The organism is Ruminococcus sp. MSJ-25 (assembly GCF_018917825.1).
Classification (GTDB): Bacteria; Bacillota; Clostridia; order Oscillospirales; family Ruminococcaceae; genus Hominimerdicola; species Hominimerdicola aceti.
The window spans coordinates 191,903-216,190 of record NZ_JAHLPI010000017.1 but is presented as its reverse complement, the minus strand read 5'-3'; the positions used below and the strand labels follow the sequence as shown (position 1 = coordinate 216,190).

The 24,288-nt window shown below is 44.6% G+C and carries 19 protein-coding genes; 6 read left to right on the top strand and 13 right to left on the bottom strand.

What is annotated here, in order from left to right; translation table 11 throughout:
* Positions 1 to 56: 56 nt before the first annotated feature.
* A complete protein-coding gene (locus KQH97_RS08020; protein WP_216553734.1) occupies positions 57 to 2,621 on the bottom strand; it encodes a heavy metal translocating P-type ATPase in 2,565 nt (854 codons plus the stop codon).
* 44 nt (positions 2,622 to 2,665) lie between these two features.
* The gene (locus KQH97_RS08015; protein WP_046441294.1) at positions 2,666 to 3,031 is read right to left on the bottom strand and encodes a metalloregulator ArsR/SmtB family transcription factor; all 366 of its coding nucleotides are present in this window, start codon (positions 3,029 to 3,031) and stop codon (positions 2,666 to 2,668) included.
* A 679-nt stretch (positions 3,032 to 3,710) separates the two neighbouring features.
* Here KQH97_RS08015 and KQH97_RS08010 point away from each other — a divergent pair.
* The 5 genes from KQH97_RS08010 (at position 3,711) to KQH97_RS07990 (ending at position 10,546) form a co-directional block, all read left to right on the top strand.
* Complete coding sequence (locus KQH97_RS08010; protein WP_117859453.1) at positions 3,711 to 4,382, top strand: hemolysin III family protein; 672 nt, start codon at positions 3,711 to 3,713, stop codon at positions 4,380 to 4,382.
* A 184-nt stretch (positions 4,383 to 4,566) separates the two neighbouring features.
* Entirely contained in the window at positions 4,567 to 6,045 is a 1,479-nt protein-coding gene (gene malQ, locus KQH97_RS08005) for a 4-alpha-glucanotransferase (protein WP_216553733.1), read from the top strand.
* 428 nt (positions 6,046 to 6,473) lie between these two features.
* Positions 6,474 to 8,855 carry a glycogen/starch/alpha-glucan phosphorylase gene (locus KQH97_RS08000; RefSeq protein ID WP_216553732.1) on the top strand — a complete coding sequence of 794 codons (2,382 nt, stop codon included), beginning with the start codon at positions 6,474 to 6,476 and terminating at the stop codon, positions 8,853 to 8,855.
* Positions 8,856 to 9,071: 216 nt separating this feature from the next.
* Positions 9,072 to 9,626: a phosphatase PAP2 family protein gene (locus KQH97_RS07995; RefSeq protein WP_216553731.1), complete on the top strand. Its 555-nt coding sequence runs from the start codon at positions 9,072 to 9,074 to the stop codon at positions 9,624 to 9,626.
* 119 nt (positions 9,627 to 9,745) lie between these two features.
* Positions 9,746 to 10,546 carry a polysaccharide deacetylase family protein gene (locus KQH97_RS07990; RefSeq protein WP_243238848.1) on the top strand — a complete coding sequence of 267 codons (801 nt, stop codon included), beginning with the start codon at positions 9,746 to 9,748 and terminating at the stop codon, positions 10,544 to 10,546.
* A 51-nt stretch (positions 10,547 to 10,597) separates the two neighbouring features.
* Here the strand turns inward: KQH97_RS07990 and KQH97_RS07985 are convergent, their stop codons facing one another.
* The 11 genes from KQH97_RS07985 to KQH97_RS07935 form a co-directional block, all read right to left on the bottom strand.
* On the bottom strand, positions 10,598 to 11,593 hold the full coding sequence (locus tag KQH97_RS07985) for a TPM domain-containing protein (RefSeq protein ID WP_216553730.1): 996 nt from the start codon (positions 11,591 to 11,593) through the stop codon (positions 10,598 to 10,600).
* A gap of 18 nt (positions 11,594 to 11,611) precedes the next feature.
* Entirely contained in the window at positions 11,612 to 12,607 is a 996-nt protein-coding gene (locus KQH97_RS07980; RefSeq protein WP_216553729.1) for a hypothetical protein, read from the bottom strand.
* 40 nt (positions 12,608 to 12,647) lie between these two features.
* Complete coding sequence (locus KQH97_RS07975; protein ID WP_216553728.1) at positions 12,648 to 13,751, bottom strand: TraB/GumN family protein; 1,104 nt, start codon at positions 13,749 to 13,751, stop codon at positions 12,648 to 12,650.
* Between the two features lie 86 nt (positions 13,752 to 13,837).
* Entirely contained in the window at positions 13,838 to 15,547 is a 1,710-nt protein-coding gene (locus tag KQH97_RS07970; protein ID WP_216553727.1) for a DNA mismatch repair protein MutS, read from the bottom strand.
* A gap of 10 nt (positions 15,548 to 15,557) precedes the next feature.
* A complete protein-coding gene (locus KQH97_RS07965) occupies positions 15,558 to 15,932 on the bottom strand; it encodes a hypothetical protein (RefSeq protein ID WP_253286398.1) in 375 nt (124 codons plus the stop codon).
* A gap of 2 nt (positions 15,933 to 15,934) precedes the next feature.
* Positions 15,935 to 16,675: a type 1 glutamine amidotransferase gene (locus KQH97_RS07960; protein WP_038672291.1), complete on the bottom strand. Its 741-nt coding sequence runs from the start codon at positions 16,673 to 16,675 to the stop codon at positions 15,935 to 15,937.
* 1 nt (position 16,676) lies between these two features.
* On the bottom strand, positions 16,677 to 18,026 hold the full coding sequence (locus KQH97_RS07955; RefSeq protein ID WP_038672293.1) for a MurT ligase domain-containing protein: 1,350 nt from the start codon (positions 18,024 to 18,026) through the stop codon (positions 16,677 to 16,679).
* A gap of 137 nt (positions 18,027 to 18,163) precedes the next feature.
* The gene (locus KQH97_RS07950; RefSeq protein WP_118157741.1) at positions 18,164 to 18,889 is read right to left on the bottom strand and encodes an amino acid ABC transporter ATP-binding protein; all 726 of its coding nucleotides are present in this window, start codon (positions 18,887 to 18,889) and stop codon (positions 18,164 to 18,166) included.
* The gene (locus KQH97_RS07945; protein WP_022287637.1) at positions 18,876 to 19,568 is read right to left on the bottom strand and encodes an amino acid ABC transporter permease; all 693 of its coding nucleotides are present in this window, start codon (positions 19,566 to 19,568) and stop codon (positions 18,876 to 18,878) included. Before KQH97_RS07945 ends, KQH97_RS07950 begins: the two co-directional genes overlap by 14 nt.
* Positions 19,569 to 19,636: 68 nt before the next feature.
* Positions 19,637 to 20,416, bottom strand: coding sequence for a transporter substrate-binding domain-containing protein (locus tag KQH97_RS07940; RefSeq protein WP_022287636.1), 780 nt, complete (start codon positions 20,414 to 20,416; stop codon positions 19,637 to 19,639).
* 213 nt (positions 20,417 to 20,629) lie between these two features.
* Complete coding sequence (locus KQH97_RS07935; protein WP_117859352.1) at positions 20,630 to 21,265, bottom strand: peptidylprolyl isomerase; 636 nt, start codon at positions 21,263 to 21,265, stop codon at positions 20,630 to 20,632.
* Positions 21,266 to 21,498: 233 nt separating this feature from the next.
* Here KQH97_RS07935 and KQH97_RS07930 point away from each other — a divergent pair, with 233 nt between their 5' ends.
* Positions 21,499 to 24,174, top strand: coding sequence for a YfhO family protein (locus tag KQH97_RS07930; protein WP_216553726.1), 2,676 nt, complete (start codon positions 21,499 to 21,501; stop codon positions 24,172 to 24,174).
* Positions 24,175 to 24,288: the final 114 nt, after the last annotated feature.

Sequence of the window (24,288 nt, the reverse complement as noted above, 5' to 3'; positions counted from 1 at the left end):
TTCGCCCCTACAAGCCAATGCCGTTTTTATGGGCATTTGCAGGTCTACACATAGCCTTATTTTATTCTGCTGCTTCTTAGGGCGTTGAGGATAGCTATTACGGCTACGCCAACGTCTGCGAAAACCGCAAGCCACATTCCTGCAAGTCCCAATGCACCAAATATAAGCACAAGGGCTTTTACTCCAAGGGCAAAAATTATATTCTCTCTTACTATTGTCATAGTCTTTCGGGATATCTTTACTGCGTCTGCTATGCTTGACGGATCGTCGTTCATAAGCACAACGTCTGCGGCTTCAATGGCGATATCTGAGCCTAAGCCACCCATTGCGATACCGATATCGGCTCTTGCGATAACAGGTGCGTCATTTATTCCGTCCCCTGCGAATGCAACAAGTCTGCGGTCGGGGTCTTTTATAAGCTGTTCGACCTTTTCAACCTTGTTTTCAGGGAGAAGCTCACTGAAGAATGTTTTTATGCCCACTTTCTTTGCCACCTTTTCGGCGGTATCTTTCTTATCGCCTGTGAGGAGTACAGTTTCGACCCCAAGGTCTCTAAGTCTTGAAACGGCCGTGGCAGAGGTTTCTTTTATCTCGTCGCCTAAGAGTATCTCACCTATGAACTTGCCGTCAAGGGCAACATAAACTGCCGTTGCGGAGTCTTCTGAGCTTTGTGCGGCAATGCCGTTTGTTTCAAGAAGTGCTTTCTTTCCGCAAAGTATCTCCTTGCCGTCAAGCTTTGCTCTTACACCGTTTCCTGCTATCTCTTCAACGTCAGAAAGTCTTGCACCGTCTATTTCCTTGCCGTATCTCTGCACTATGGAGATACCGATAGGGTGAGTTGACATACTTTCTGCATATGCGGCGGCTTCAAGGAGGATATCCTGTGAAACTCCCTGTGGGTTTACGCTGAGGACAGTGAACTTGCCCTTTGTGAGCGTACCTGTTTTATCCACTGCGAGAGTTTTGCACTTCGCCATTGTTTCGAGATTTTTTGCGCCCTTTATAAGTATTCCCTTTTTAGAAGCTCCGCCTATTCCTGCAAAGAACGAGAGAGGCACTGAGATAACAAGTGCGCATGGGCAGGATATTACAAGGAACAGAAGTCCTCTGTAGAGCCATTTTGAGAACTGGTCAAAGCCCAGAATGAAGCTTGGTATAAACACGAGTGCAAGTGCAGCAATTACTACCGCAGGAGTATAAACTCTTGAAAAACGGGTGATGAACTTTTCGGTCTTGGCTTTTCTTTCGCTGGAGTTTTGCACCATATCGAGAATTTTCGACACCGCAGACTCGTGGAAGGTATTTGTGACCCGAACTTTGAGAAGTCCTCTCAGGTTTGTTGAGCCACTGAGGACGCTGTCCCCTGCTTTGACCTCGACCGGAAGAAACTCACCGGTAAGTGCTGATGTATCAAGCTCTGATTCTCCTTCTGTTACGATACCGTCAAGAGGTATTCTCTCGCCTGTTTTTACGGCGATCATCTCGTCCTTGAGGATATCCTCAGGAGGAAGCTCGTATGTTTTGCCGTTTCTTACAACTGTTACAGACTCAGGCTTAAGCTCCATAAGCTTTGTGATAGATTTTCTTGACTTCTCTACTGCGATAGTCTGGAAAAGCTCGCCCACCTGGAAGAACAGCATAACGGCTGCACCCTCACGGAAGTCTTTAAGTGCAAATGCGCCAACTGTTGCGATAGTCATGAGCAGTGACTCGTCAAAAGCCTCGCCTTTAACAAGGTTTCTTACAGCGGCGATAACAACGTCAAGACCTGCAATAAGGTAAGCGGCTATTGCAAGGCCTGCACTGAGATATTCACATACAGTGCCGCTTCCAAGCTTATCCAAAAGCATTGATGCGATAAAGAACACGATAGCCACAGAAAGCTTGACTATCTCGCCCTTATGGTCATTCACAGGCTCTTCCTCTGCTGTCTGAGCACCATAATCCTTAACAGTAACATCAGGCTCAAGCTGATGGACGGTATCTTCTATCATGATACGCAGGTCAGGATTAGAACCGTCTGTTTTGACAGTAAGTTTTTTGCTGATAAAATCGACGTTTGATGAAATAACGCCTGCAAGCTCACCCACACGGTTTGCTATCTTTTCACCGCAGTTAGGGCAATCGAGATCCTCCAGCTTCAGATAGAGAGTTTTCTCAGCGCATTTGCCAAGCTCTTTCACGCTAACGTCAGGTTCAAGCTTATGGACGACGTTTTCTATCTCGGTAAAGAGGGCGTTTTTATCGCCGTCAAAATCAACTGTGAGCTTTTTATTGATAAAGTCAAGGTTAGAGTTCTGGACATTTTCCAGTTCGCCAACACGCTTTTCGATCTTTTCTGCACAATGAGGGCAATCCAAGGCGGCAAGTTCCAGCGACATAGTATTCACGCCCTTATCCGAGAGGTCGGTAACAGAGACGTCAGGTTCAAGCTTATGAACGACATTTTCTATCTCGGTAAAGAGTGCATTTTTATCGCCGTCAAAATCAACTGTGAGCTTTTTATTGATAAAGTCAAGGTTAGAGCTTTTAACGCCTGAAAGCTCGCCCACACGTTTCTCGATCTTTTCTGCACAATGAGGGCAATCGAGCTCTTTAAGCAACAAAGTCATTTTACTCATTTCACATTCTCCTTACATATATACAAACTGTATGTTTACAAAAACTACTCGCTGATATGCTCGATACCCATATTGAGTATGATAGCGACGTGTTCATCGGAAACTGAATAATAGACTGTTTTTCCCTCACGTCTATACTTCACAAGTCTGGCCTGCTTAAGCACTCTGAGCTGATGCGAGATAGCGGACTGTGACATTTCCAACAGCTCTGCTATATCGCAGACGCACATTTCGTCTTTTATAAGAGTAAAGAGTATTTTCACTCTTGTTTGGTCGCCAAGGACTTTGAAAAGCTCTGCCACGTCATATATCTCCTCCTCAACGGGCATTGTTTTCCCTATTTCCTCCATTTTCTCTATATTCTTTCCTCCGCACTGTTTATGCTCATGCTTTACTGTATTCTCGCTCATTTATTTTCGCTCTCCTTTTCTTATTATTGTTTTAGTATATTCGATATGGGTCATTTCAATTCATCATATGAATAACTGTTCATATGTTTATTATATCATATATTCATGTTTTGTCAAGGGGGGTTTTGAAATTTTTTTGATTTAAGTTATTGGGGGTATTTTGTTTACATGGTACTGTTGCATACCATGCGGGTGAACGATGTTCGCCCCTACGGATTATTCGGGCGAGTTTGCTGTGCCGCAAAATCGCTTCGCTCTTTGCGGATTTACGTTGTACTAAGGGATAGAAAAGCGGTGCAGGTTTATGCTTCGATGTTGGTTTTATTTGATGTTTGGGTTCTATGTGCTTTTTGGATTTGTTCTGCACCGCTTAGTAGGCTTACGCCTATTGAGGCTCTGCCTCAAGCTCCGCTAGGGGCTTTGCCCCCAGACCCCCACAATGGGTTTCACCCCTTGACCCTGACCAGGGGCGTGCCCCTGGTCCTTTTGCTCGCTTCGCTCGGTGTTGGGGCACAACTCTGGTCAGCTTTGTCCATTCCTAATTCCTCATTCCTAATTCCTCACTCCTCACTTTTTACACCTGTATTTAAACTTGACAAGTGTCTAAAAAAATGTTACTATACTATAGTAATGAAACTTATATGCAAATTCTCGGTCCTATCGGAAAGGAAATGATACTATGTCAAAATCTGTTGAGATCCAATCTCAGGATCTAACCAAAAGATACACCCTCGGCGAGGAGATCTTCAACTCCGTTTCCCATGGTGCAGGCGGTCTGCTATCCATTGCCGGCACTGCCGTTCTTATCGTTCTCGCTGCCATTTACTCCAACGCTTGGGGCGTTGTAAGCTCCGCTATATTCGGAGCTTCTCTTATCATACTTTACACCATGTCAACCCTTTATCACGCTATCACCAATCCAAAAGCCAAAAAGTTTTTCAGAATAATGGATCACAACACCATTTTCTTCCTCATCGCAGGAACTTACACCCCTATCACCCTTGTGCCTTTGAGAGGTGCGTTTGGCTGGGTGCTTTTCGGAATCGTCTGGGGTGCGGCTATTCTTGGCATTGTGCTGAACTCCATTGACCTTGAAAAGTTCCGCAAGCCTTCTGTTGTATGCTATATCGCAATGGGCTGGGTAGTTATAATCGCTGTCAAACCTATGATAGAAAAGGTTTATCCGCTGTCCTTGTGGTTTATTCTTATAGGCGGACTTTTCTACACTGTGGGCGTTATTTTCTATGTTAAAAAGAGCAAGAAATATTTTCACTCAATATGGCATTTGTTCACCATTGCGGGAAGTGTTTTCCACTACTTTGCGGTACTTATGATGATAACACATGAATAAAAATATCCCGAGGGTTTGCGTCCTCGGGATTTTTCTGTTTAGAGAAAATATTTCTAAAATGAAATATATGGCGGTTTTTCTATTGCAAAAATGGCTGAAAAGTAGTATAATCATAATGATGTATTATATGTGACTGCACTGAAATTTTCACATAGGTGCGGTTTTGACATGAAAGGAGCATTTTATGCGTAAGTCAGGTATTTTAATGCACATATCCTCACTGCCTAACGATTACGGTATCGGCAAGCTTGGCAAAGAGGCTTATGCTTTTGTGGATTTTCTTGAAAAGGCTCACCAAAAATGTTGGCAGATACTTCCCATATCTCCTACAAGCTATGGTGATTCGCCATATCAGAGCTTTTCTGTTCACGCCGGAAATCCATACTTTATAGACCTTGAGGCACTTGAGAAAGAGGGTTATCTGAAACCTGCGGAATACAAGGATATTGAGTGGGGCGATGACAAGGGTTCTGTTGACTACGGCAAGATATACGAGGTCATTTTCAAGGTGCTTAGGACGGCACACAAGCGTTTTCGCAAGAAGCCTGAAAAGGCATACTCAAAATTCGTGGTGGAAAACAAAGACTGGATATACGATTACGCTTTGTTTATGTCACTGAAATTTGCCAACAAGGGCAAGGCTTGGTATGAATGGGACGAACCGCTGAAAATGTACAAGCCTAAGGCGATAAAAAGTGCTAGAAAAGAATATGCAAATGATATAGACTTCTGGTGCTTTGTGCAGTATAAATACTTCCAGCAGTGGAAAAAGCTAAAGGCTTATGCCAACGAAAAGGGCATCGAGATAATAGGCGATATTCCCATATATGTGGCATATGACAGTGTTGAGGTGTGGAGTACACCGCAGTATTTCAGCCTTGACAAGGAAAAAAAGCCTGTTGAGGTGGCAGGATGTCCACCTGACGCATTCACGGCAGACGGTCAGCTTTGGGGCAATCCTCTTTACAACTGGGAATACATAGCGAGAGATAAATTCCGCTGGTGGGTAGAGCGTATAAAGGCGGCTTCTGACACCTATGACGTGGTGAGAATAGACCATTTCAGGGGCTTTGAAAGCTATTACTGCATACCATACGGTGCAAAGAACGCCAAAAAGGGCAAGTGGAGAAAAGGTCCTGACATGAGGCTTTTCAAAGAAGTGAGAAAACAGCTTGGGGACGTGAAGATAATCGCAGAGGACTTGGGTTTTCTTACAAAGCACGTTGTAAAAATGCTCAACGCAAGCGGATATCCTGGCATGAAGGTGCTGGAGTTTGGCTTTGATTCTGATAACACAAACGGCTATCTGCCCCACAATTTTAAGACCACAAACAGCATTTGCTATACAGGTACGCACGATAACGAAACCATACTTGGCTGGATAAAGAGCTGTGATGAAAAGACAAGAAGCTACTGCAAGGACTATCTTGGAGTTACAAAAGACGAGTTCGTGCCTTGGGCAATGGTAAGACTTTGTTGGTCCAGCGTGTGTGATACAGCTATCGCACAAATGCAGGATATACTTTGCCTTGACGATAAAGCCAGAATGAATACACCGTCAACAGTGGGAGCGAACTGGAAGTGGAGATTGGAAAGCTTTGATAAGCTTGATGATACTTTGGCGGAGAGATTGGCGAAGATAACTGCGGTGTATGGCAGATAGAGCAACGCTCAAGTGAGGAGTGAGGAGTGAGGAGTGAGGAATGTGCATAGCTTATCAGAGTTGTGCACAAGCACCGAGCGTAGCGATTTTGCGGCAGGGCAAACTATCCCGAACAGAATGTAGGGGACGGCGCCCTCGACGTCCCGCACCCCTCGGCGTTTCGACTGCAATCTCATTTGTGTTATCCGCACAATGTTGCTCTTCACAAATTCTGAATAATTTAAACCTTGTCACTTCGAGTGGGACGCCGAGGGCGTCGTCCCCTACAGGTGTGATAGGGTAGGTTTTAGTTCTATCCCATAATGTTGTTGCCGTGGGTTTGTTTCTTCGACGTGCGAACAATGTTCGCCAATACCATACGTTGTGCGGATAATCACAAAGTACAAAATACAATAGAATACATAAAATATCAGAAAGGATAAAAACCAATGAACAAAGAACTGTTTTACAGCGAACTTAGTAAAGACCTGAAAAAGAAGTTTGGCACGAGCGTTGAAAAAGCTCTGCCTTGGCAGCTCCACGAAAGCCTGTCGGCTACTGTTATGGAGCTTATTGACAGCGATTGGGAGAACAGCAGAAAGGCTCACCTTGACAGCCGCAGAGCCTGCTATCTTTCTATGGAGTTCCTTATGGGCAGAGCCGTTTATAACAATCTCCTTTGCCTTGGTATAACTGACGAGGTGGACGAGCTTTTGAAGGCTCACGGCAGAAGTCTTAATGACCTTGAAGAAATAGAGGACGCTGCCCTCGGCAACGGTGGTCTTGGCAGACTTGCCGCTTGCTTCCTCGATTCCGCCGCCGCTCATGACCTGCCTTTGGACGGCTACGGAATAAGATACAAGTACGGTCTTTTCAAGCAGAAAATAGTTGACGGCTTCCAAAAGGAAGAGGCTGACAACTGGACTAAGTACGGCGACCCTTGGTCTAAGAGATGCGAAAATGATAAGGTAATAGTAAAATACGGCGACCAAACTGTTTATGCTGTGCCTTATGATATGCCTGTTATCGGCTTTGGCACTAAGAACGTTGGCACACTCAGACTTTGGCAGGCTGAGAGCGTGGAGGACTTCGACTTCGCTCAGTTCGACTGCGGTAACTATGACGGTGCTGTAAAGGCTAAAAATGACGCTGAGAACATCTCAAAGGTGCTTTACCCTAACGATAACTGTGAAGAGGGCAAGATACTCAGGCTTAAGCAGGAATATTTCTTCTCCTCCGCTTCTGTGACGGATATTCTCAAAAAGCATTTGGCTAAGTTCGGCACTCTTGACAACCTTGGCGACTATATTACTATCCAGCTTAACGATACTCACCCTGTTATCGCTGTGCCTGAGCTTATAAGACAGCTTTGTGCTGAGCATAGCTATGACTTTGACAAGGCTTTTGAGATCGCCCACAAGGTCTTTAACTACACAAACCACACTATCATGGCTGAGGCTCTTGAAAAGTGGGATTGCAGACTTGTGGAAAAGGTAGTGCCTGAGGTCTACACATATATCCTTATGATAAACGAGCGTTTTATAAAGGATATGTACGCTCTCAAAAAGGACAGAGAGTATATCTCAAAGCTCTCCCCTGTTGGCGACGGCATGGTAAAAATGGCGTTTATGGCTATCTATGTTTCAAGCTATATAAACGGCGTTGCGGCTATCCACACGGAGATACTGAAAAAGGACGCTCTCAAAGACTGGTATGAGCTTTATCCTGAGAGATTTCAGAACAAGACCAATGGTATCACACAAAGACGTTGGCTTGCACTTTGCAACCCTGAGCTTTCCGCACTTATCACAAAGCTTCTTGGCAATGCAGATTGGGTGAAGAACCTGGACGAGCTTAAAAAGCTTGAAAAATATGCTGATGATGAAGCTGTACTTAACGAGTTCATGGCTGTTAAGGAAGCGCAGAAAAACCGCCTTGCCGCTTTTGTAAAGGAGCATGACGGTGTTGATATCGACCCGAACACTATTTTTGACATTCAGATCAAGCGTCTGCACGAATACAAGAGGCAATTTCTTAACGCTTTGTCTATACTTTACATTTACTATGGCATCAAGGACGGCTCTATAAAAGACTTCACGCCGACAACATTTATTTTCGGTGCTAAGTCTGCACCGGGATATCGCAGAGCAAAGGCTATCATCAAGCTTATTGGCGAGATAAGCAAGCTTGTGAACGCTGACCCTGACACAAAGGATCTTATCAAGGTAGTTTTCGTACAGAACTACAACGTTTCTTATGCGGAAAAGCTTGTTACTGCGGCTGATGTTTCCGAGCAGATATCTACAGCGGGCACCGAGGCAAGCGGTACAGGCAACATGAAGCTTATGCTCAACGGTGCTGTTACACTGGGAACTTATGACGGAGCTAACGTTGAGATCGTTCAGGAGGCAGGCGAGGAGAACAACTACATCTTCGGTGCAAGAGTAGAGGAGCTGGCTGAGATAATGCCAAAGTATGACCCTAGAGAGATACTTTTCTCAAACGACAAGATAAAGCGTGTTCTTGACAAGCTTATTGACGGCAGTCTTTCAGACGGCGGCGTTCCGTCCAACGAGGAGGGCAGCTTCAAGGAGCTTTACAAGGCTCTCACTGACGGTGCAAGCTGGCACGTTCCTGACCACTACTATGTTCTTGGCGACCTTGAAAGCTATGTTCAGGCAAAGCTCAAGGTCAACGCAGACTACAAGGACAAGCTTGCATTCGCTAAGAAATGCTGGCTGAACATTGCCAATGCAGGAAAGTTCTCTTCTGACAGAACTATCAAGGACTATGCAGAAAACATCTGGAAGATAGAGCCTGTTAAGCTGTAATTGGAAATCAAATTTCTATGCAAATTGAATTTGTTAAGGGTATTGCACATGATTTTAAGCTTTTTATACATGAAAATGAACTTATCATAATATTAATTTGCGAAAATATGAACTAAAGCATTAATACACAAAGGGCAGGCTCGTTTTTTGACGGGCTTGTCAGTTTTGGTGTAAATATATTCAAGGGATAGATTTACATAAATGGCAGGAGGATAAATGTTAGACACCTTACTTAAAATAGACGGCGACATACTGTTATGGATACAGGACAACCTGCGTGCAGGGTGGCTCGACCCCATAATGAAGTTCATAACATATCTTGCAAACGGAGGTGCGTTATGGATAGGCATATGCGTTTTACTGCTGATACTGAAAAAGACTAGAACAACAGGCATCGTGTGTTCATGCTCCCTTGCGGTGACTTTTCTTATAAACAACATTATTTTGAAAAACGTTATCGCACGAACAAGACCTTACGAGGTGGTCGAGGGGCTTAACAGGATAATAGGCGCACAATCGGACTTCTCCTTTCCCTCGGGACATTCGGGAGCCTCCTTTGCAGTGGCGGTGGTAATGTTCATGGAGATGCCGAAAAAATATGGCGTACCTGCACTTATAGTGGCAACACTCATTGCGTTCTCACGGCTGTATGTTGGTGTACACTATCCGTTCGACGTTATCGCAGGCGTTCTAACGGGAACGATATATGCTGTTATCACAGTGGCAATATACAGAAAATTCTTCAAGGGCAAGAAACATTCTGAAAAATAAAAGACATTTGACGGGCGGTTTTTGACCGCTCGTTTTTTGTTGCTTTATCATCAAATTCTATTGAAAATCAAGTGGAAATATGCTATCATAGAGATAATAAATATGAAGGAGAAAATCTTATGAAAAAGGTGCTTAAAACTATTCTTATGGGTGCTGTGGCTTTCAGCCTTGCTATGGGAGTGGGCTGTGGGACTGGTGAAAACAGCAGTCTGGAAAAGGAAAGCTCAAAGGCTGAGGACAGCAGTTCACAGAATAAGCGCAGACAGCTTCGTGACAAGTCTGACTACGGAAAAGTGATAGCCCTCACTTTTGATGACGGCCCTAACACTGACACGACTCCCCTTGTGCTTGACAAGTTAGAAGAACACGGCATTGTGGCTTCGTTTTTCGTTATCGGAAACAACATCACAGACGAGAGTGCAGAGGTCATGAAGCGTGCTTACAACATGGGCTGTGACATTGAAAACCACTCTCAGAGCCACCCTGACATGACAAAAATGACCGCAGAGGAGATAAAGGCTGAGATAGACTTTACCTCCGACAAGGTGGAAGAGGCTGTTGGCGAACGTCCACAGTTTTTCCGTCCGCCATATATTGCGGTAAATCAGACAATGTTTGACGTTATAGATATGCCGTTTATATGCGGATACGGTGCAGAGGACTATAACAATGCCATAGGCGTTGAGGAGCGTGTTGAAAAGGTGCTTGCGCAGGCTAAGGACGGGGGAATTATCCTGCTTCACGATATGAACGGAAACGTTCAGACAGTTGAAGCCCTTGATAAGATAATCCCTGCCCTCAAAGAACAGGGCTACGAGTTCGTTACCATAACAGAGCTTTTCCACGCAAAGGGAGTTGCCATTGACCCTGACTCCGAGATAATCTACAGCTACGCTGAGCAGACTGAGATGTACGGCTAAATACAATACAAAACCGCCTGAGAGGAAAAGCTTCTCAGGCGGTTTTTAATATCATATGCTTTGTGAAACAGATATAGGCTGATCCTCCGGTGGGATAGGCGCTCCGCAGTGAGGACATTCTGTACAGGTGTCTACGACATAGGTATAGCCGCAATATTCGCAAGCTTTTTCCTGAGCTGCATCAGAACAAGGCTTTGCTTTGGCATATTTTCTCGCCTTTGGATTTATACCTATCATAAGACAGGCGTGCAGACACACAAAGGCCAGAATGGCGATTGAAGTAAATAGCATAGTCCAATTTACTTTACTCTTCATTATGGTAGGCGTCAGGTCGTCAAATGATGTGCTGATAGCCGAGGACACTGTATAGCGTGTTCTCGCCGTGAGATTTTTCTGCAACTCGTCATTGAAGCTGTTCGTTACTGATTCTGTAAGAACATCATCTGTATCATTGCCCTGCATACCCTCCCAATACCAATCCTCAAAGCCGTCAGAGGAAGAATAACCGTCAGGGGTAGAGTAAACTATGAGCCAATGGCTCTCGTCCGCAAAGTGGTTCACATACAGATCATAGGCATAATTTTCAAGATCTGAATAATTTCCCTGCCAATCGGAATTTTCCACTGTTATGACCGCAGGTGAGATACCGGTGCGGTTATAAAATGCCACCAGCGAGTTCCTAAGCTCTGCGGTGTTGCCAAGGACATTTGCTTTATCCTCCACAACTATTTTATAATCATAGTTTTGGGGAAGCTTATGAGGGTGATGATAAGCCTCGGCAAACATAGAAAATGTGAATAAAATAAACGGCAGATAGAAAAGCAGCATAAGAAATCTCAAAGGACTTCTTTTTTCGGTTATGTCATAATCTGCATAGACATAGACAGGTCTGTGATGATCATAATATACATATCTTCTTGCGTCCGGGAAATAGGTGCTTCTTACGTGGCGTGAGCTTCTTCCTGAGCCTCCGTGCGAATGGCTGCTGTGATGCGAGCCTCCGTGTGACCCTCCTCCGTGAGAGCCGCCTCCCGATGAATGTGGCATTTATTATTTACCCCTTTCTTATTTTTTTGCAGTATCTGCGACAGGCTGTTCTGTTTCCACGTTATGTGGTCTGAGCGGTGCTCCGCAGTGTGGGCACTCATGACAAGTGCCGATAACATAGACGTTTCCGCAGTATTCGCAGGTGTCCTCTTTTGCATCATTTGCACATTTCACTGCGCTTCTGTAAGCCTTTTTATTAGTGATAAGCGTCTGATATATCTCATAAGCCCCGATACCTGACATGAGAAGTCCCCATATCACGAACAGCCACTCTACATGACCATCCATAACGTTTGGCGTAGTTTCATCAAAAGCCGCCGCTATAGCAGAGCCGACATCATAACGGCTGTTAGCGGTAAGATATTTCTGCATAAGATCTTTGAAATCGTCTGCTACATCTACAGTTATGATATTGTCGGTATCATCGCCCTGCATACCCTCCCAGTACCAATCGTTAAAATCAGGGTCGGGAGATGCAGGTTCAGAATAAACCACCAGCCAATGCTCCTCGTCGTCAAATTCCGTCACATACATATCGTAGGCAAAGTCCTCTAGCTTTGAATAGCTTCCCTGCCAATCCTCGTTGTTCACTGTCATTATCTCTACGGGTATGCCGGTTTCGTCATAGAAATCAACTATTGCATTCTGCACCTTGTCCATATCATCAATGACCCCTGCCGTATCCTTTACCTCGCAGTGATAAGATGGACTTGTATCCATTTTTTGCGGCTTATCATAGCACATGGCAAGAAGCATGATACCAAAGAGCAGGCTGACAGCACTGCCAAGTATACTGAAAAACTTGCCTGAAGCAGTCCCCTTGCGGATATCATAGTCGGCATAGACATAGACAGGATGATAGTTCTCATAGTATACGTATCTTCTTGCCCCTGGAAAGCTTGTGTGCTTTATGTGTTTAGCGCTCGACCCTCCCGAGCTTGATGAAGAGCCGGAAAAGCCTGAGCCGCTGTGTGACCCTCCGCTGTGAGAGCCTCCCCCTGATGAATGTGGCATTTATTTTTTACCCCTTTCCCCTATACAAATCATAAATCCATCAATACTGCACACGCTCGGCTGTGTAGCCGTCTTTTTCAAGCAGGTCGATTATTCCTCCCTCGCCTGCATAGTGTGCCGCTCCAACAACATAGAACACGTTCTTGCCCTGTGACATAAGATCCTCGGCAGCTTTTGCCATGTTCTTGTTTCTGTCATAGAGCATTTGGTTATTATAATCCTCGGCGATCTTTTTGTCCTCCTCGGTATAGCCTGCAAGCTCCTCCTCGTTATCTTCCTCAAGGAAGGTTTCGATATCCCCCGACTTCCATGCGGTATAGAGGTCTTCAAGAGCCTGCTTCTGGCTCTCCTTGGTTTCACCCTCGTAGCTTCTGAACATAAGGTCATAGATATCGTCAGAGAAGTTTATGAGCAGATTCATCTGGAAATCCACCGACTCAACTTCATATATCTTCTTACCGTCTGCATGGGCGGTGGTAAGAAGGTAGTTGTCAAGACCCTTTTCCGAGTCAAAGCCGGAATCCTGAATAAGCAGGGTATCAAGGGTGCTTGAAACAGCCCATGGTCTGTAGACCTCCAAGGCGGAAATATCCATGCCCCAATAGCCGAGATATGTTTTCAGGGCAGAATATGCTTCCTCGGAAATATGCTGGCTGAGCTTAGTGTTATCATTATAAAGCATTTGCTTCATAAGATTTTTCATATACTCGCCGTCCTCGCTTGTGGAGGTTATATCGCACTCCACCGCAAGTATATCGGCATTATTATACGCATTTGTTACTGCCTCAGGGAGCGGATAGCACTCGTCTTTCAGTGCATGGAAAGAGCCGAGCATCACCATTGTGTTGCCCTCAGGTGAAGTCACTTTCCACATAGCAGGTGTGATACCGTTCGTCTTTGTATCGTCCGTCACCGCTGATGAGCTGTCTGAAACACTGCCGTCAGGTGCAGAAGTGGCAGAAGCTGTACTGCTCGCCTCCCCTGCGGTGGTTGTATCAGCCGTTGTGTCGGATGTTGTAGTTGTGGCTGCCTTTGAGCTGCTGTCGGTCTGTGAACTGTCAGGCACTGCTCCGCATGAGCAGAGAAGTGCGGCGCACATTGCAGCGACTGTAAAAAGGCTCAATGTTCTGTGTATCTTTTTCATGGTTTTATCTCCTGTCTTCATAGTTGTATGTTTCAGTATATCACACATCAAAGAAATTTTCAAGTATGGTTACAATTTTGTAATAGTCAAGTGTTATTCTCTCTTATACGCTTTTCTATCGTTTCCATATCTATGCCGTATTGTTTAAGGATAGTCTGAGCGAAGCTGTTGTCACGGGGCATTCCACAGACTATCTTATACTTTCGCTCTCCTGTTTCATCATCTGCGTCGGCGACAATGCTTGCAAGCTTTGTTCTGAGCGTGCTGTCTTTATTAAGCTCCACGGTCTTGTATGCGATATCCACAAGATGTGTTGCAAAAACTCCTCTTACGCCCATTTTGCAGAATATCCTCAAAAGCTCGCAGGCGACCTCAACGCACTCCCTTGGGGTCGTGCTTTGGATAGACTCGTTCATAAGAAGCAGGCTGTTTGCTGTGATAGTGTCGCTTATTTCACGGAACTCTTTTATCTCGGTGGTGAAACGGCTGGTGTCGATGCCTGTTTTTTCCTCTTGTGGGAACTGAGTGTAGATATAGTCCACAAGGGATATTTCACAGTATGAAGCAGGCACATAAAGCCCTGTCTGCGCCATTATCTGACACAGACCAATCGCACGGAGAAATGTGGTCTTTCCGCCATTGTTTGCGCCCGTAAGCACATAAAAGCCCTCGCTGTCACCTCCCATGGTGATATCGTTTGTGACAACGGATTTTTTCTCCTTGTGGTCAAGATTATATATCCTGGCTTCACGGAAATAAACAGGGTCAAAGATATCCTTTATGACGGCTTTTCTCTCACCTGCAGGAAGAATTTTCGGACGGCACATTTTAAGCCCCTGATCTTCGCAGGCTTCTATCACAGCCACTGCACCCATGTAGTATTCAAGCTGATAGTCTATATAGCGCATATCGGCAATGCCTGCTTTCTGATACTCAGCAAGCACCTTGTCTATCATTTTCACAAAAGTATCAGTAAGATCGCTAAGCTCGTCAAAAAGGGTCTTATCCACAGTGTTGATAAGCTTATCGTCAGACACCTCGCTGTCATTATACTTCTTTCTGAGATTTTTCACAACAGCCTTATCGTTGAACTTTGCCCCATGGTAAAGTATTCTGTCAACAAGGGACGGCTTTATATCGTAACGCTCTTTTGAAAGCTCTATAATGCCTGCTGAAACAGGAACTAGCCTTTCATCGAGGTTTATTGCCACTGTAACGCTTCGTATGCGGTCATGGAGCGCATTTTTAAGCTTCTCTATCTCACCTTTCAGGGATATATAATGCTTGTCACCGTAATGCTCCTCAAAGAACGCAAAAAGCTTTTTTACGCCCTCTGAGCGTATCTTATCTTTCATTTTTCCATAAAAATCGTGCATTATCTCCATGCACTGTATGTAAGCGTCAAAGCCGCTTATGGCATCATCAAGCTGTGAAAAGCTGTCGGGAGTAGTAAGATTATAGATGTTCTTTCTGTCATTTTCCACCATGACGTTTATCACCTTGCGTATGGTGGCAGACAATGACGGAAGCCTTATGAAATCATCAAGGATATCAAGGCGGTAGTTTATTACCTCCTCATCGTCGCAAACCTCACAAAAAAGCCTCATTACACGATACTGGTAATGGGGCGTGATGATATCAGCCACCTTTTCAAGCTCCAGATTGTCAACAAACGCTCTGGGGAGCTTTTCAAGGGCGGCAGCTCTTTTTTTCATTGCATTGTGCTTTTCCACAGAGGGATAAAGCAGATCAGCCACAGGGGCTTTCATATCAAATTCGTCAAGTTTTGAAGCCATTTTCGTTTCCTCACTGGTCTTTGGCAAGGGCTTTCAGGTCTATTATTATGCCCACCTTTGCAAGAGCCTTTGACATAAGCTCTGCACTTAGGGGGTAGATATCAGTTTTTCCGCACTCGTGGTCATACTCGTATCTGAAAAACTGCACATAATTCTCCTGATAATCCTCAGACGTATAAACTTTTCCCATGATATATTTATTTTTTATGGCATAATAGTTCACAGGCTTGAGCCTGAGAATAGCTTTCGGGTCGGCAGACATTTCCGAAGCGAGGGTATCAAAGCCCTCGTCAACGTAGTTTATTTTTCTGCACTTCATATCCTTTATTTTCTTTTTCAGAGGCGGCTCGCTCTGAGCCTGCTTCCTTTTGAACAGTGAAAACATTTTTACACACCAAGCCTCTCAAAAAGCTGTTTGCGGCAATCCTCTTCAAGCTTATCGTTTATAGGTGCAGGGATATACTTTTCACCAAGCTTACGGCTCATGCAGTATGAAATAACATAGTCGCTGACCTTTGGATTTTTTGACAGAAGCGGTCCGTGGAGATAGGTTGCAATAACGCTTTTTTCCATATAGCCCTCGGTGCTGCTCTCAAACTCATTGCCGTTGCCTGAAAGGACTTTTCCGAATGGTGACTTGACGTTGGTGGTCTGTCCGCCATGGTTTTCAAAGCCTATCACCTTGTATTTTTCTCCGTCAAGCTGAGCTTCTATAACGATATTACCGATACATCTGCATCTTTTATCGGTAGACGCCACAGTATAGTAATCAAAAAGCCCCAATCCAGGCACTTTCTCGCCGTTTGAGTCCTTATAATACTGACCCATGAGCTGATAGCCGCCGCATATCATCAGGAAAAACGTTCCTGCCTTATAAGCTTCCATGATACTGTCCTTACAGGAAACAAGGTCATCGGCAAGTATCTGCTGTTCAAAGTCAGCACCGCCACCAAGATAGATGATATCATACTGGGTGAAATCAGTTTCCTTGTCACCAATAAGATGCTTTGAAACTTCAAGTTCTATGCCACGCATTTTACAGCGGTAAGAAAGCACTTCAACGTTGCCGCTGTCACCGTAGAGGTCAAGCATATTAGGATACATATGAAGAATTTTCAGCTTTTCCATTTTACTTTTCCTCCCCGTTTTCTTTCAGGCTCTTATATCTTTTTATTGCGGCTCTTGTCGGCTGGATAGCAGTATAATTGGCTATGGCGAACTTATCTCCCTTTGTGGAGAAGAGTGACGCTGTTGCTTCGTCAAGATCAGGATAAACGAATATCTTGTCAGGGTCATAGCCTGAGCATTTTATTCTTATTGCGATATCATATGCTCTCGTACCGGAAGTCACAACTCTGTCAACATTATTGAACACAGAGAAGTTTATATCCCATATCCAAGAAACGTCATGACCGTCTGCAAGGTTATCGTTAAGGACAAAAAGCAGTTCCTTTGAGCCTGCCTGCTCGTTCATCACACGCAGGGTCATGTTTGCGCCAACAGGGTTTTTGGCAAGGTTCACAAGAAGGCTTGAGCCGTCAACCTCAAAGCGTTCAAGTCTGCCGTTATTCACCTCGAAATGCTCGAAAGTGTCATGCAATATAGCCTTATCAAAATTATAGAGCTTTGCGGCGGTATAGACAGCCGCCATGTTATACATATAATAGATACTGTTATGAGCGGTCTTATATGTTTCCCCGTCTGCTTCAAAGGACGGAACAGTCAGGTCAACGTTCTTTATCTCCACCTCAGGCTCAATATTGCCAAAACCACACTTTGGACAATGGAACTTGCCGATATGTGAATACTGATAATAGTCATAAACAAGCTCAGTATCGCAGAAAGGACAAAACTTGCCCTCGCCCACCTCATAAGGCTTATCCGTTGCGCCCTGATATCTGTCAACGCTGAAATAGTGGATATTCTTGTTATTAGGGTTAGCAAGTCCAAGTCTTGCCACGTTAGGGTCATCGGCATTGAGAACAACGTTGCCCTCAAATGTTTCAAGGAACTTTTTCACCTTGAGAATGAGTGTTTCCACCTCGCCGTTTCTGTCAAGCTGGTCACGGAAGAAATTCAGCAGAACAAGGGTCTGCAAATTGAGCTTTGAATAGACCACAGGAACGTGTGACTCGTCAGTTTCAAGCACGAGATAATCGGCATGGACTCTTCCCCTCATATCGCAGTGATTGAGCAAAAGGGAGCATATTCCCGTATCAAGATTGTTACCCTCAGGATTTGTGATTATCTTCTTTCCACCGCTTGCAAAAATGTGGCTGAGATAGTTTGTAACAGAGGTCTTGCCGTTGGTGCCTGTGACAGCAACGATAGGGCAATCCACCTTGAAAGCCTTCAGGCAGTCTTTATTTATAGTCCACAGCACAAGCCCGGGAAAGTTGCCTGCGTCCCTGCCAAGCAGGTGCAGAGTTTTAACCATAAGCTTGCCGAAAATAATGGTGAAAGCGTTTTTTAAACTCATTTATATATCTCCTATTAAAATAAAGTCGTATAAAATAATAATAGACCATAACGCCCATAATGTCAAGCATTTTAGACCTTTGCAAACAAAAAAACACCGCACAAAGACGATAGGTGCCCCTTGTGCGGTGTTGGCTTCTATATGATTTTTGAGAGAAAATCTTTCAAACGCTGATTTTCAGGGTGTGCAAAGAACTCTGACGGCCTGTTCTGCTCAAGTATTTTTCCGTCTGCCATAAACAGAACTCTTGAAGCAACCTCCCTTGCAAAGCCCATTTCGTGGGTAACGACAACCATTGTCATTCCGTCGTTTGCAAGCTGTTTCATAAGCTCCAGCACCTCGCCCACCATTTCAGGGTCAAGTGCTGAAGTAGGCTCGTCAAAAAGCATTACTTCAGGGTTCATCGCCAGTGAACGTGCGATGGCTATTCTCTGCTTCTGACCGCCTGAGAGCCTTGAAGGATACTCGTCAGCCTTATCAGGCAGACCAACTCTTTCCAAAAGTTCCTCCGCCTTTTTGTCGGCTTCCTCGGCTGTCATAAGCCCAAGCTTCACAGGGGCAAGAGTGATATTCTTTTTTATTGTAAGATGCGGGAAGAGGTTGAAATGCTGAAAAACCATGCCCATTCTCTGTCTGAGCTTGTTCATTTCATGCTCGTTCGCCTGAGTGATGTTCTCACCCTCGAAGAATATATCACCTGAGGTTGGCTTTTCCATAAGGTTAAGACAGCGGAGAAAGGTGGATTTTCCTGAGCCTGACGGACCAACGATAACGACCTTTTCGCCCTTGTCGATAGTTTCGTTTATATCTTTCAGCACTTCGACCTCGCCGAAAGACTTGCTGAGATGTTTAACGTCTATCACTTTGCGACAGCCTCCTTTCAAGCTTTCCTACCAGATGAGTAAGCACAACTACCATTATAAGGTAAATAAGTGCAACTGTTATAAGCGGCATGAATGCCGAGAACGTCTGAGAACGGATTATATCTCCGCCCTTTGTAAGGTCCTGAATTGCGATATATCCTGCAACAGAGGTTTCTTTAAGCAAAACTATGCACTCGTTTGCAAGGGCAGGCAGAACAGTTTTAAAAGCCTGCGGAAGAACTATTGATATCATTGTCTGACGATAGCTAAGGCCAAGGCTTCTTCCTGCTTCAAACTGACCGTTGTCAACTGACATGATACCTGAACGGACTATCTCAGCCACATATGCGCCTGAGTTCACGCCGAATGCAAGCACAGCCACAAGAGTCTTGTCTATGTTCACGCTTCCGAAAATAACAAAATATGTTATAAGGAGCTGAACTACCATAGGAGTTCCTCTTATCACTGTAAGATACACCCTGCAAAGGGCGTTGAGTATCTTCATTTTGCCTGTCTTATCATGAGTAGAGCGGACTATAGCCACAAGAAATCCCAACACAAAGCCAAGTATGACCGCAAAGAAGGTTATGATAAGTGTTGTTTTAAGACCATTGGTAAGATAATGCCAACGGCTCTCGTCCAAAAAATTTTGCTGGAAATCGTCGATCAATTTGTTCAATTCAGCACTTCCTGTTCTTTATCAAAATAATTTCGGCTGCCGCTCTACGACAGCCGAAGTGTGAAAAATTATTTCTTTCTTACGATTATTACCTGACTTGATGATGTGTAAGTGTCAGAGAAAAGAACGTTTTTCTCTCTGTCAGGTGTAACTGTCATACCTGCAACGCCAACGTCTGCCTTGCCTGACTGAACGGCTGAGATGATAGAATCAAATGCCATATCGTCTATCTTAAGCTCATAACCAAGCTTGTCGCAAACTGCCTGCATCATATCAGCGTCGATACCAACGACCTTATCGTTCTCTTTGCTCTCGTATGGAGGGAACTCAGCGTTTGTTGCCATTACAAGCGTACCCTTATCTCTGCTAACATTATCAGGGGACTTGTATGGGTTCTTGCCAGCGTTCTCGCCAACGTAGTTTGCCTTGATAGCGTCAAGCGTTCCGTCAGCCTTAAGCTCCTTGAGAGCACCGTTGACAGCTGTCTGAAGCTCAGTGTTGTCAAGCTTCATAGCGATAGCGTATTCTTCCTCAGCAAAAGGCTCGTCAAGTATTTCAAGATCGTCATTCTTCTCAACAAAAACCTTAGCAGGCTCAGCGTCGATTATAACAGCGTCTATCTTGCCCTGCTTCAGAGCCTGAACAGCATCAGCGCCCTTGTTGTATTTTTCTACCTTAGCGTCCTTAACGTCCTCGGCATAGATGTCGCCTGTTGTTCCAAGCTGAACACCGATAGTCTTGCCCTCCAGATCGTCAACGCTGTGAACTGTATTAGCAGGCACTCCGCAGCCTGCAAGCATTGTAACGCTCATTGCCACTGCAATAAGTCCTGCTGCAAATTTCTTCATAACATACATTCCTTTCAAAAATTGATAGCGACAGCCCTACGATACCGACTGTGCATAAACCTATACCATATATTATAGCTGAACACACGGCTTTTTGCAATAGCTTTTATCAGTGATTTGATATATAAATTATGAATTTTTTGTTTTGCCAAACCATTTTAGTAAACAAAAAAGGTATCCACCCAATGGGGACACCTCTTTGTGAAAATCAGCTTAGAAATCCATTGTGAACTGAACTCTGTGGTTGCCGTCTGCGTCATCATCTATCATTTCAGCCTTTACGATAGTGATAGGTGTAACAGGCTTTGACTGTGCGTTGTCTGAACCTGTTGTTCTCTCAACTTTAAGAAAGTCATCAACAACGTCCATGCCCTCTGTTACCATGCCGAAAGCCGCATACTGTCCGTCAAGGAAGGTATCCTTATCGCTGTAGCAGATAAAGAACTGGCTTGAGGCACTGTCCATATCGTTTGCTCTTGCCATTGAAACAACGCCTCTTGTATGGCTCAGGCTGTTTTCAACGCCGTTTGCCGAGAACTCGCCCTTGATAGTTTCCTTGCTTCCGCCTGTGCCGTCGCCGTTAGGATCGCCGCCCTGTGCCATAAAGCCGTCTACAACTCTATGGAAAGTAAGTCCGTCATAGAACTTTTCCTTTACCAGCTTCTCGAAGTTCTCGCAGGTGATAGGTGCGTCATTGGCGTAAAGCGTGATAACGAACTTCTTGTCAGTGTCAGCCGCAGAGGTCTGTGATGAGCTGTCGCCCTTATCTCCGCAGGCTGTAAGAACTGCGCAGGCAAGCACGCCTGCTGTGCAAAGAGCCAATGCTCTGAATAGCTTTTTAAGTTTCATTTTTTATCGTCCTTTCGATCATCATTAATGGCATTTCTGCCTTTTTACTAGCCTATTATAGCACCTCCCTGCAAAAAAATCAACATCAGACCATGTTTTTCACATAATTTTCATCATACGAAGCCTAAAGTTGGCTTATTTAATATTGATTTTTGGCTCTTAATGGAGTATAATTATAATGTTTTTTTAAAGAAAAATATAAAAACTATGTTATGTATGGAGGACTGAACAAAATGGATAAGTTGAAAAAAGCTCTGCCTTTTATCATCCCGCCTCTGGCTGTATTGCTCATAATGGGATTTGCTTTTTATCGGCATGGGCTTTACCCGTTCGGTGACGGCACTGTATCATGGTGCGATATGTCACAGCAGGTGATACCTCTGCTCACCGACTTTAAGGATATTTTCACAGGCAAGGACGGAATGTTCCTTAACTTCCACAATGCAGGAGGAATGGACCTGTGGGGCGTTTTCTTTTTCTTTATCGCAAGCCCCTACACCTTGCTTGTGCTTTTTGTTGACAAGGCTGACATAATCTACCTTGTGAACATTCTCACAGTGCTTAAAATGATGACGGCGGCTGTAACGGCGCAGATATATTTCCGCTCCTGTCAAAAAAAGCTCGATCCTTACATTGGCGCTGTACTCAGCGTCATATACGCATTCTGCGGCTATGGAATGCTCTATTATCAGAACAACATATGGCTTGACATGATGTATCTTTTCCCTCTCCTTATGGTGGCATTCAGGGAGCTTTTCGAGAAAAAGCGCATTATCCCATACACTGTCATGCTCACACTTATGATGATAGTGAACTACTACATCAGCTACATGATAGTTGTATTCATACTGCTTTTCATGGCTCTTTGCTGCTGGCGTTACCGCAAGGAGGAAAAATACAAGGACGTTCCATGCAGATTTGTTATAGGCTCGCTTCTTGGCGCATTGCTTTCAGCGGTGGTATGGATACCATGCTTCCTGCAATTCTTGTCAAGCGGACGTTCTAAATCAGTTATCCAACAGATCGAAACCGCCTCATTCATTACAAACTACAACACCACATTCTGCCTGCTGTTGTCAACGGCTTCAGTGATAGTGATAGTTGCGGTGTTTCTTCTTGACGGCAAAAAGAGAAGCAAGCGTTTGAACACCGACCTTATAATGCTCTTTTTGATGCTCGTACCTATTTTAATAGAACCTGCGAACCTTATGTGGCACACGGGAAGCTATATGTCATTCCCATGCAGATACGCTTTCATCACCATATTCTTTGCACTTATCTGCGCAGGATATTTTCTTTCATCGGAAAACGCAGTGGCAAAAGGAAAGAAAAACTGCGACCACTTTGTTATTTTCCTGATACTTGCGGCACTTATCTACGGCTTTTACAACTTCTCTGAGGGCTTTGTTGAGAACAATCGTGACGGAATGTCAAAATACACTAAAAGTCTTTGGCAGGACAGCACCGCCTTTGAGCTTTGCCTTGAATTTTTCATTGTGGCGGCGGCTTTCTATATTGTTATCGTTCTGCTGCACAAAAAGGGCTGGATATCAAAGAAGATATTTGCTGTCTTCCTCGCAATGTTTGTTGCGGCTGAGTCATACGCAAACGTGAACATTTATATGGTATCCCCAAGCATGAACAATACTCTCCGTGCGGCTAATCATCAGAAGATAATGGATCTTTCAGACAGGCTTGACGAAACGGAGGGCTTTTACAGAGTAAAGACCGCAAGCAAGCTTTTCGAGGTCAATCTGGTCGGCTCAATGGGCTACAATTCTCTGAGCCACTACACCTCTCTCACAAGCCGTGATTATATGTACATGATGAAGCAGCTTGGTTACTCCTCTTACTGGATGGAGGTAGGCTCATATGGCGGAACGGAGCTTACTGACGCTTTGCTGTCAGTAAAATATCTTATTGAAAAAAATACAGGCTCGGCTGACGCTGTATATTCAAACGATACCTACGAGATAGTGCCGACAGAATACTATCTCCCACTTGGCATTGTGACCGACGCTGACCTGAGCGGCAGTGAGGAGCTTTCCACAGGCACAAGAAGCAACGTTCAGAAGAAGCTTTTTGAACAGCTTTTCGGCGGCAACGGTGACGAGCTTATCACAGACTACGAATACACCACGATCTATGGTGTGCAGGACGACAGTAACTTTAAACCGAACTACACCTTCAACACCACAGGCAATGTAGCCTACATGGACTACAGCATAGATGTGACAGACAAGCAGACACTTTATTTTGACTGCTTCGACAAACTTTCAAACAGCCTCAGCGAGGATATAAACGGAAGCTTCATGGTAACAGTGAATGGTCAGGTAATGCAGATGGATTATCCGTCACAATCGAGCAACGGGCTTTTGAAGCTTGGAGAATTTGAAAATGAACACGTCAACGTGCGTGTGACCTTGAAAAAAGGCATCACAGGCTGCCGTTCCTATGGCGTTTTCGGGCTTCACCACAATGCCCTTGAAAAGGCACTTGAACAGGTTCAGACCGCCGGTCTTACAGACAGTGACGGCAAGCTTTCAGGAAGCGTGAACGCAAAGGCAGGACAGAAATGTGTGCTTCAGATACCGTATCAGGAGGGTCTGAAAATAAAGGTCAACGGCAAGGCTGTTTCATATGACAAGGTTTTCGGTGACCTTGTAAGCTTCGACTTGCAGGAGGGCGAGAACACAATAACTGTAACAAGCGTGCCAAAGGGCTTTTATGCAGGTCTTGCACTGACTATCGCAGGCATTGTGCTGACAGCAGGATATATCCTTATAAGAAAGAAACTGAAATTCGGAGAAACTTTGGAAGCCGCTGCACTTGTGGCTGTTATCGGTGCGGGAGCTATAGTGATCATAGTGGTTTATGTTGCACCTTGCATACTGAATATTTATAGCTGATAAAATATAACAGATATAAATAACACAGGGGCAAACAGCGTTCGCCTGCCTTGGTACAATCATTGTAATTAAAAAAAACTGCGGATAGCATTTTGCCGTCCGCAGTTTTTATTT

Bases quoted from the DNA above. Each gene is read 5' to 3' on its own strand.
- KQH97_RS08020 (WP_216553734.1), bottom strand. From the start codon at position 2,621: ATGAGTAAAATGACTTTGTTGCTTAAAGAGCTCGATTGCCCTCATTGT.
- KQH97_RS08015 (WP_046441294.1), bottom strand. From the start codon at position 3,031: ATGAGCGAGAATACAGTAAAGCATGAGCATAAACAGTGCGGAGGAAAG.
- KQH97_RS08010 (WP_117859453.1), top strand. From the start codon at position 3,711: ATGTCAAAATCTGTTGAGATCCAATCTCAGGATCTAACCAAAAGATAC.
- malQ (WP_216553733.1), top strand. From the start codon at position 4,567: ATGCGTAAGTCAGGTATTTTAATGCACATATCCTCACTGCCTAACGAT.
- KQH97_RS08000 (WP_216553732.1), top strand. From the start codon at position 6,474: ATGAACAAAGAACTGTTTTACAGCGAACTTAGTAAAGACCTGAAAAAG.
- KQH97_RS07995 (WP_216553731.1), top strand. From the start codon at position 9,072: ATGTTAGACACCTTACTTAAAATAGACGGCGACATACTGTTATGGATA.
- KQH97_RS07990 (WP_243238848.1), top strand. From the start codon at position 9,746: ATGAAAAAGGTGCTTAAAACTATTCTTATGGGTGCTGTGGCTTTCAGC.
- KQH97_RS07985 (WP_216553730.1), bottom strand. From the start codon at position 11,593: ATGCCACATTCATCGGGAGGCGGCTCTCACGGAGGAGGGTCACACGGA.
- KQH97_RS07980 (WP_216553729.1), bottom strand. From the start codon at position 12,607: ATGCCACATTCATCAGGGGGAGGCTCTCACAGCGGAGGGTCACACAGC.
- KQH97_RS07975 (WP_216553728.1), bottom strand. From the start codon at position 13,751: ATGAAAAAGATACACAGAACATTGAGCCTTTTTACAGTCGCTGCAATG.
- KQH97_RS07970 (WP_216553727.1), bottom strand. From the start codon at position 15,547: ATGGCTTCAAAACTTGACGAATTTGATATGAAAGCCCCTGTGGCTGAT.
- KQH97_RS07965 (WP_253286398.1), bottom strand. From the start codon at position 15,932: ATGTTTTCACTGTTCAAAAGGAAGCAGGCTCAGAGCGAGCCGCCTCTG.
- KQH97_RS07960 (WP_038672291.1), bottom strand. From the start codon at position 16,675: ATGGAAAAGCTGAAAATTCTTCATATGTATCCTAATATGCTTGACCTC.
- KQH97_RS07955 (WP_038672293.1), bottom strand. From the start codon at position 18,026: ATGAGTTTAAAAAACGCTTTCACCATTATTTTCGGCAAGCTTATGGTT.
- KQH97_RS07940 (WP_022287636.1), bottom strand. From the start codon at position 20,416: ATGAAGAAATTTGCAGCAGGACTTATTGCAGTGGCAATGAGCGTTACA.
- KQH97_RS07935 (WP_117859352.1), bottom strand. From the start codon at position 21,265: ATGAAACTTAAAAAGCTATTCAGAGCATTGGCTCTTTGCACAGCAGGC.
- KQH97_RS07930 (WP_216553726.1), top strand. From the start codon at position 21,499: ATGGATAAGTTGAAAAAAGCTCTGCCTTTTATCATCCCGCCTCTGGCT.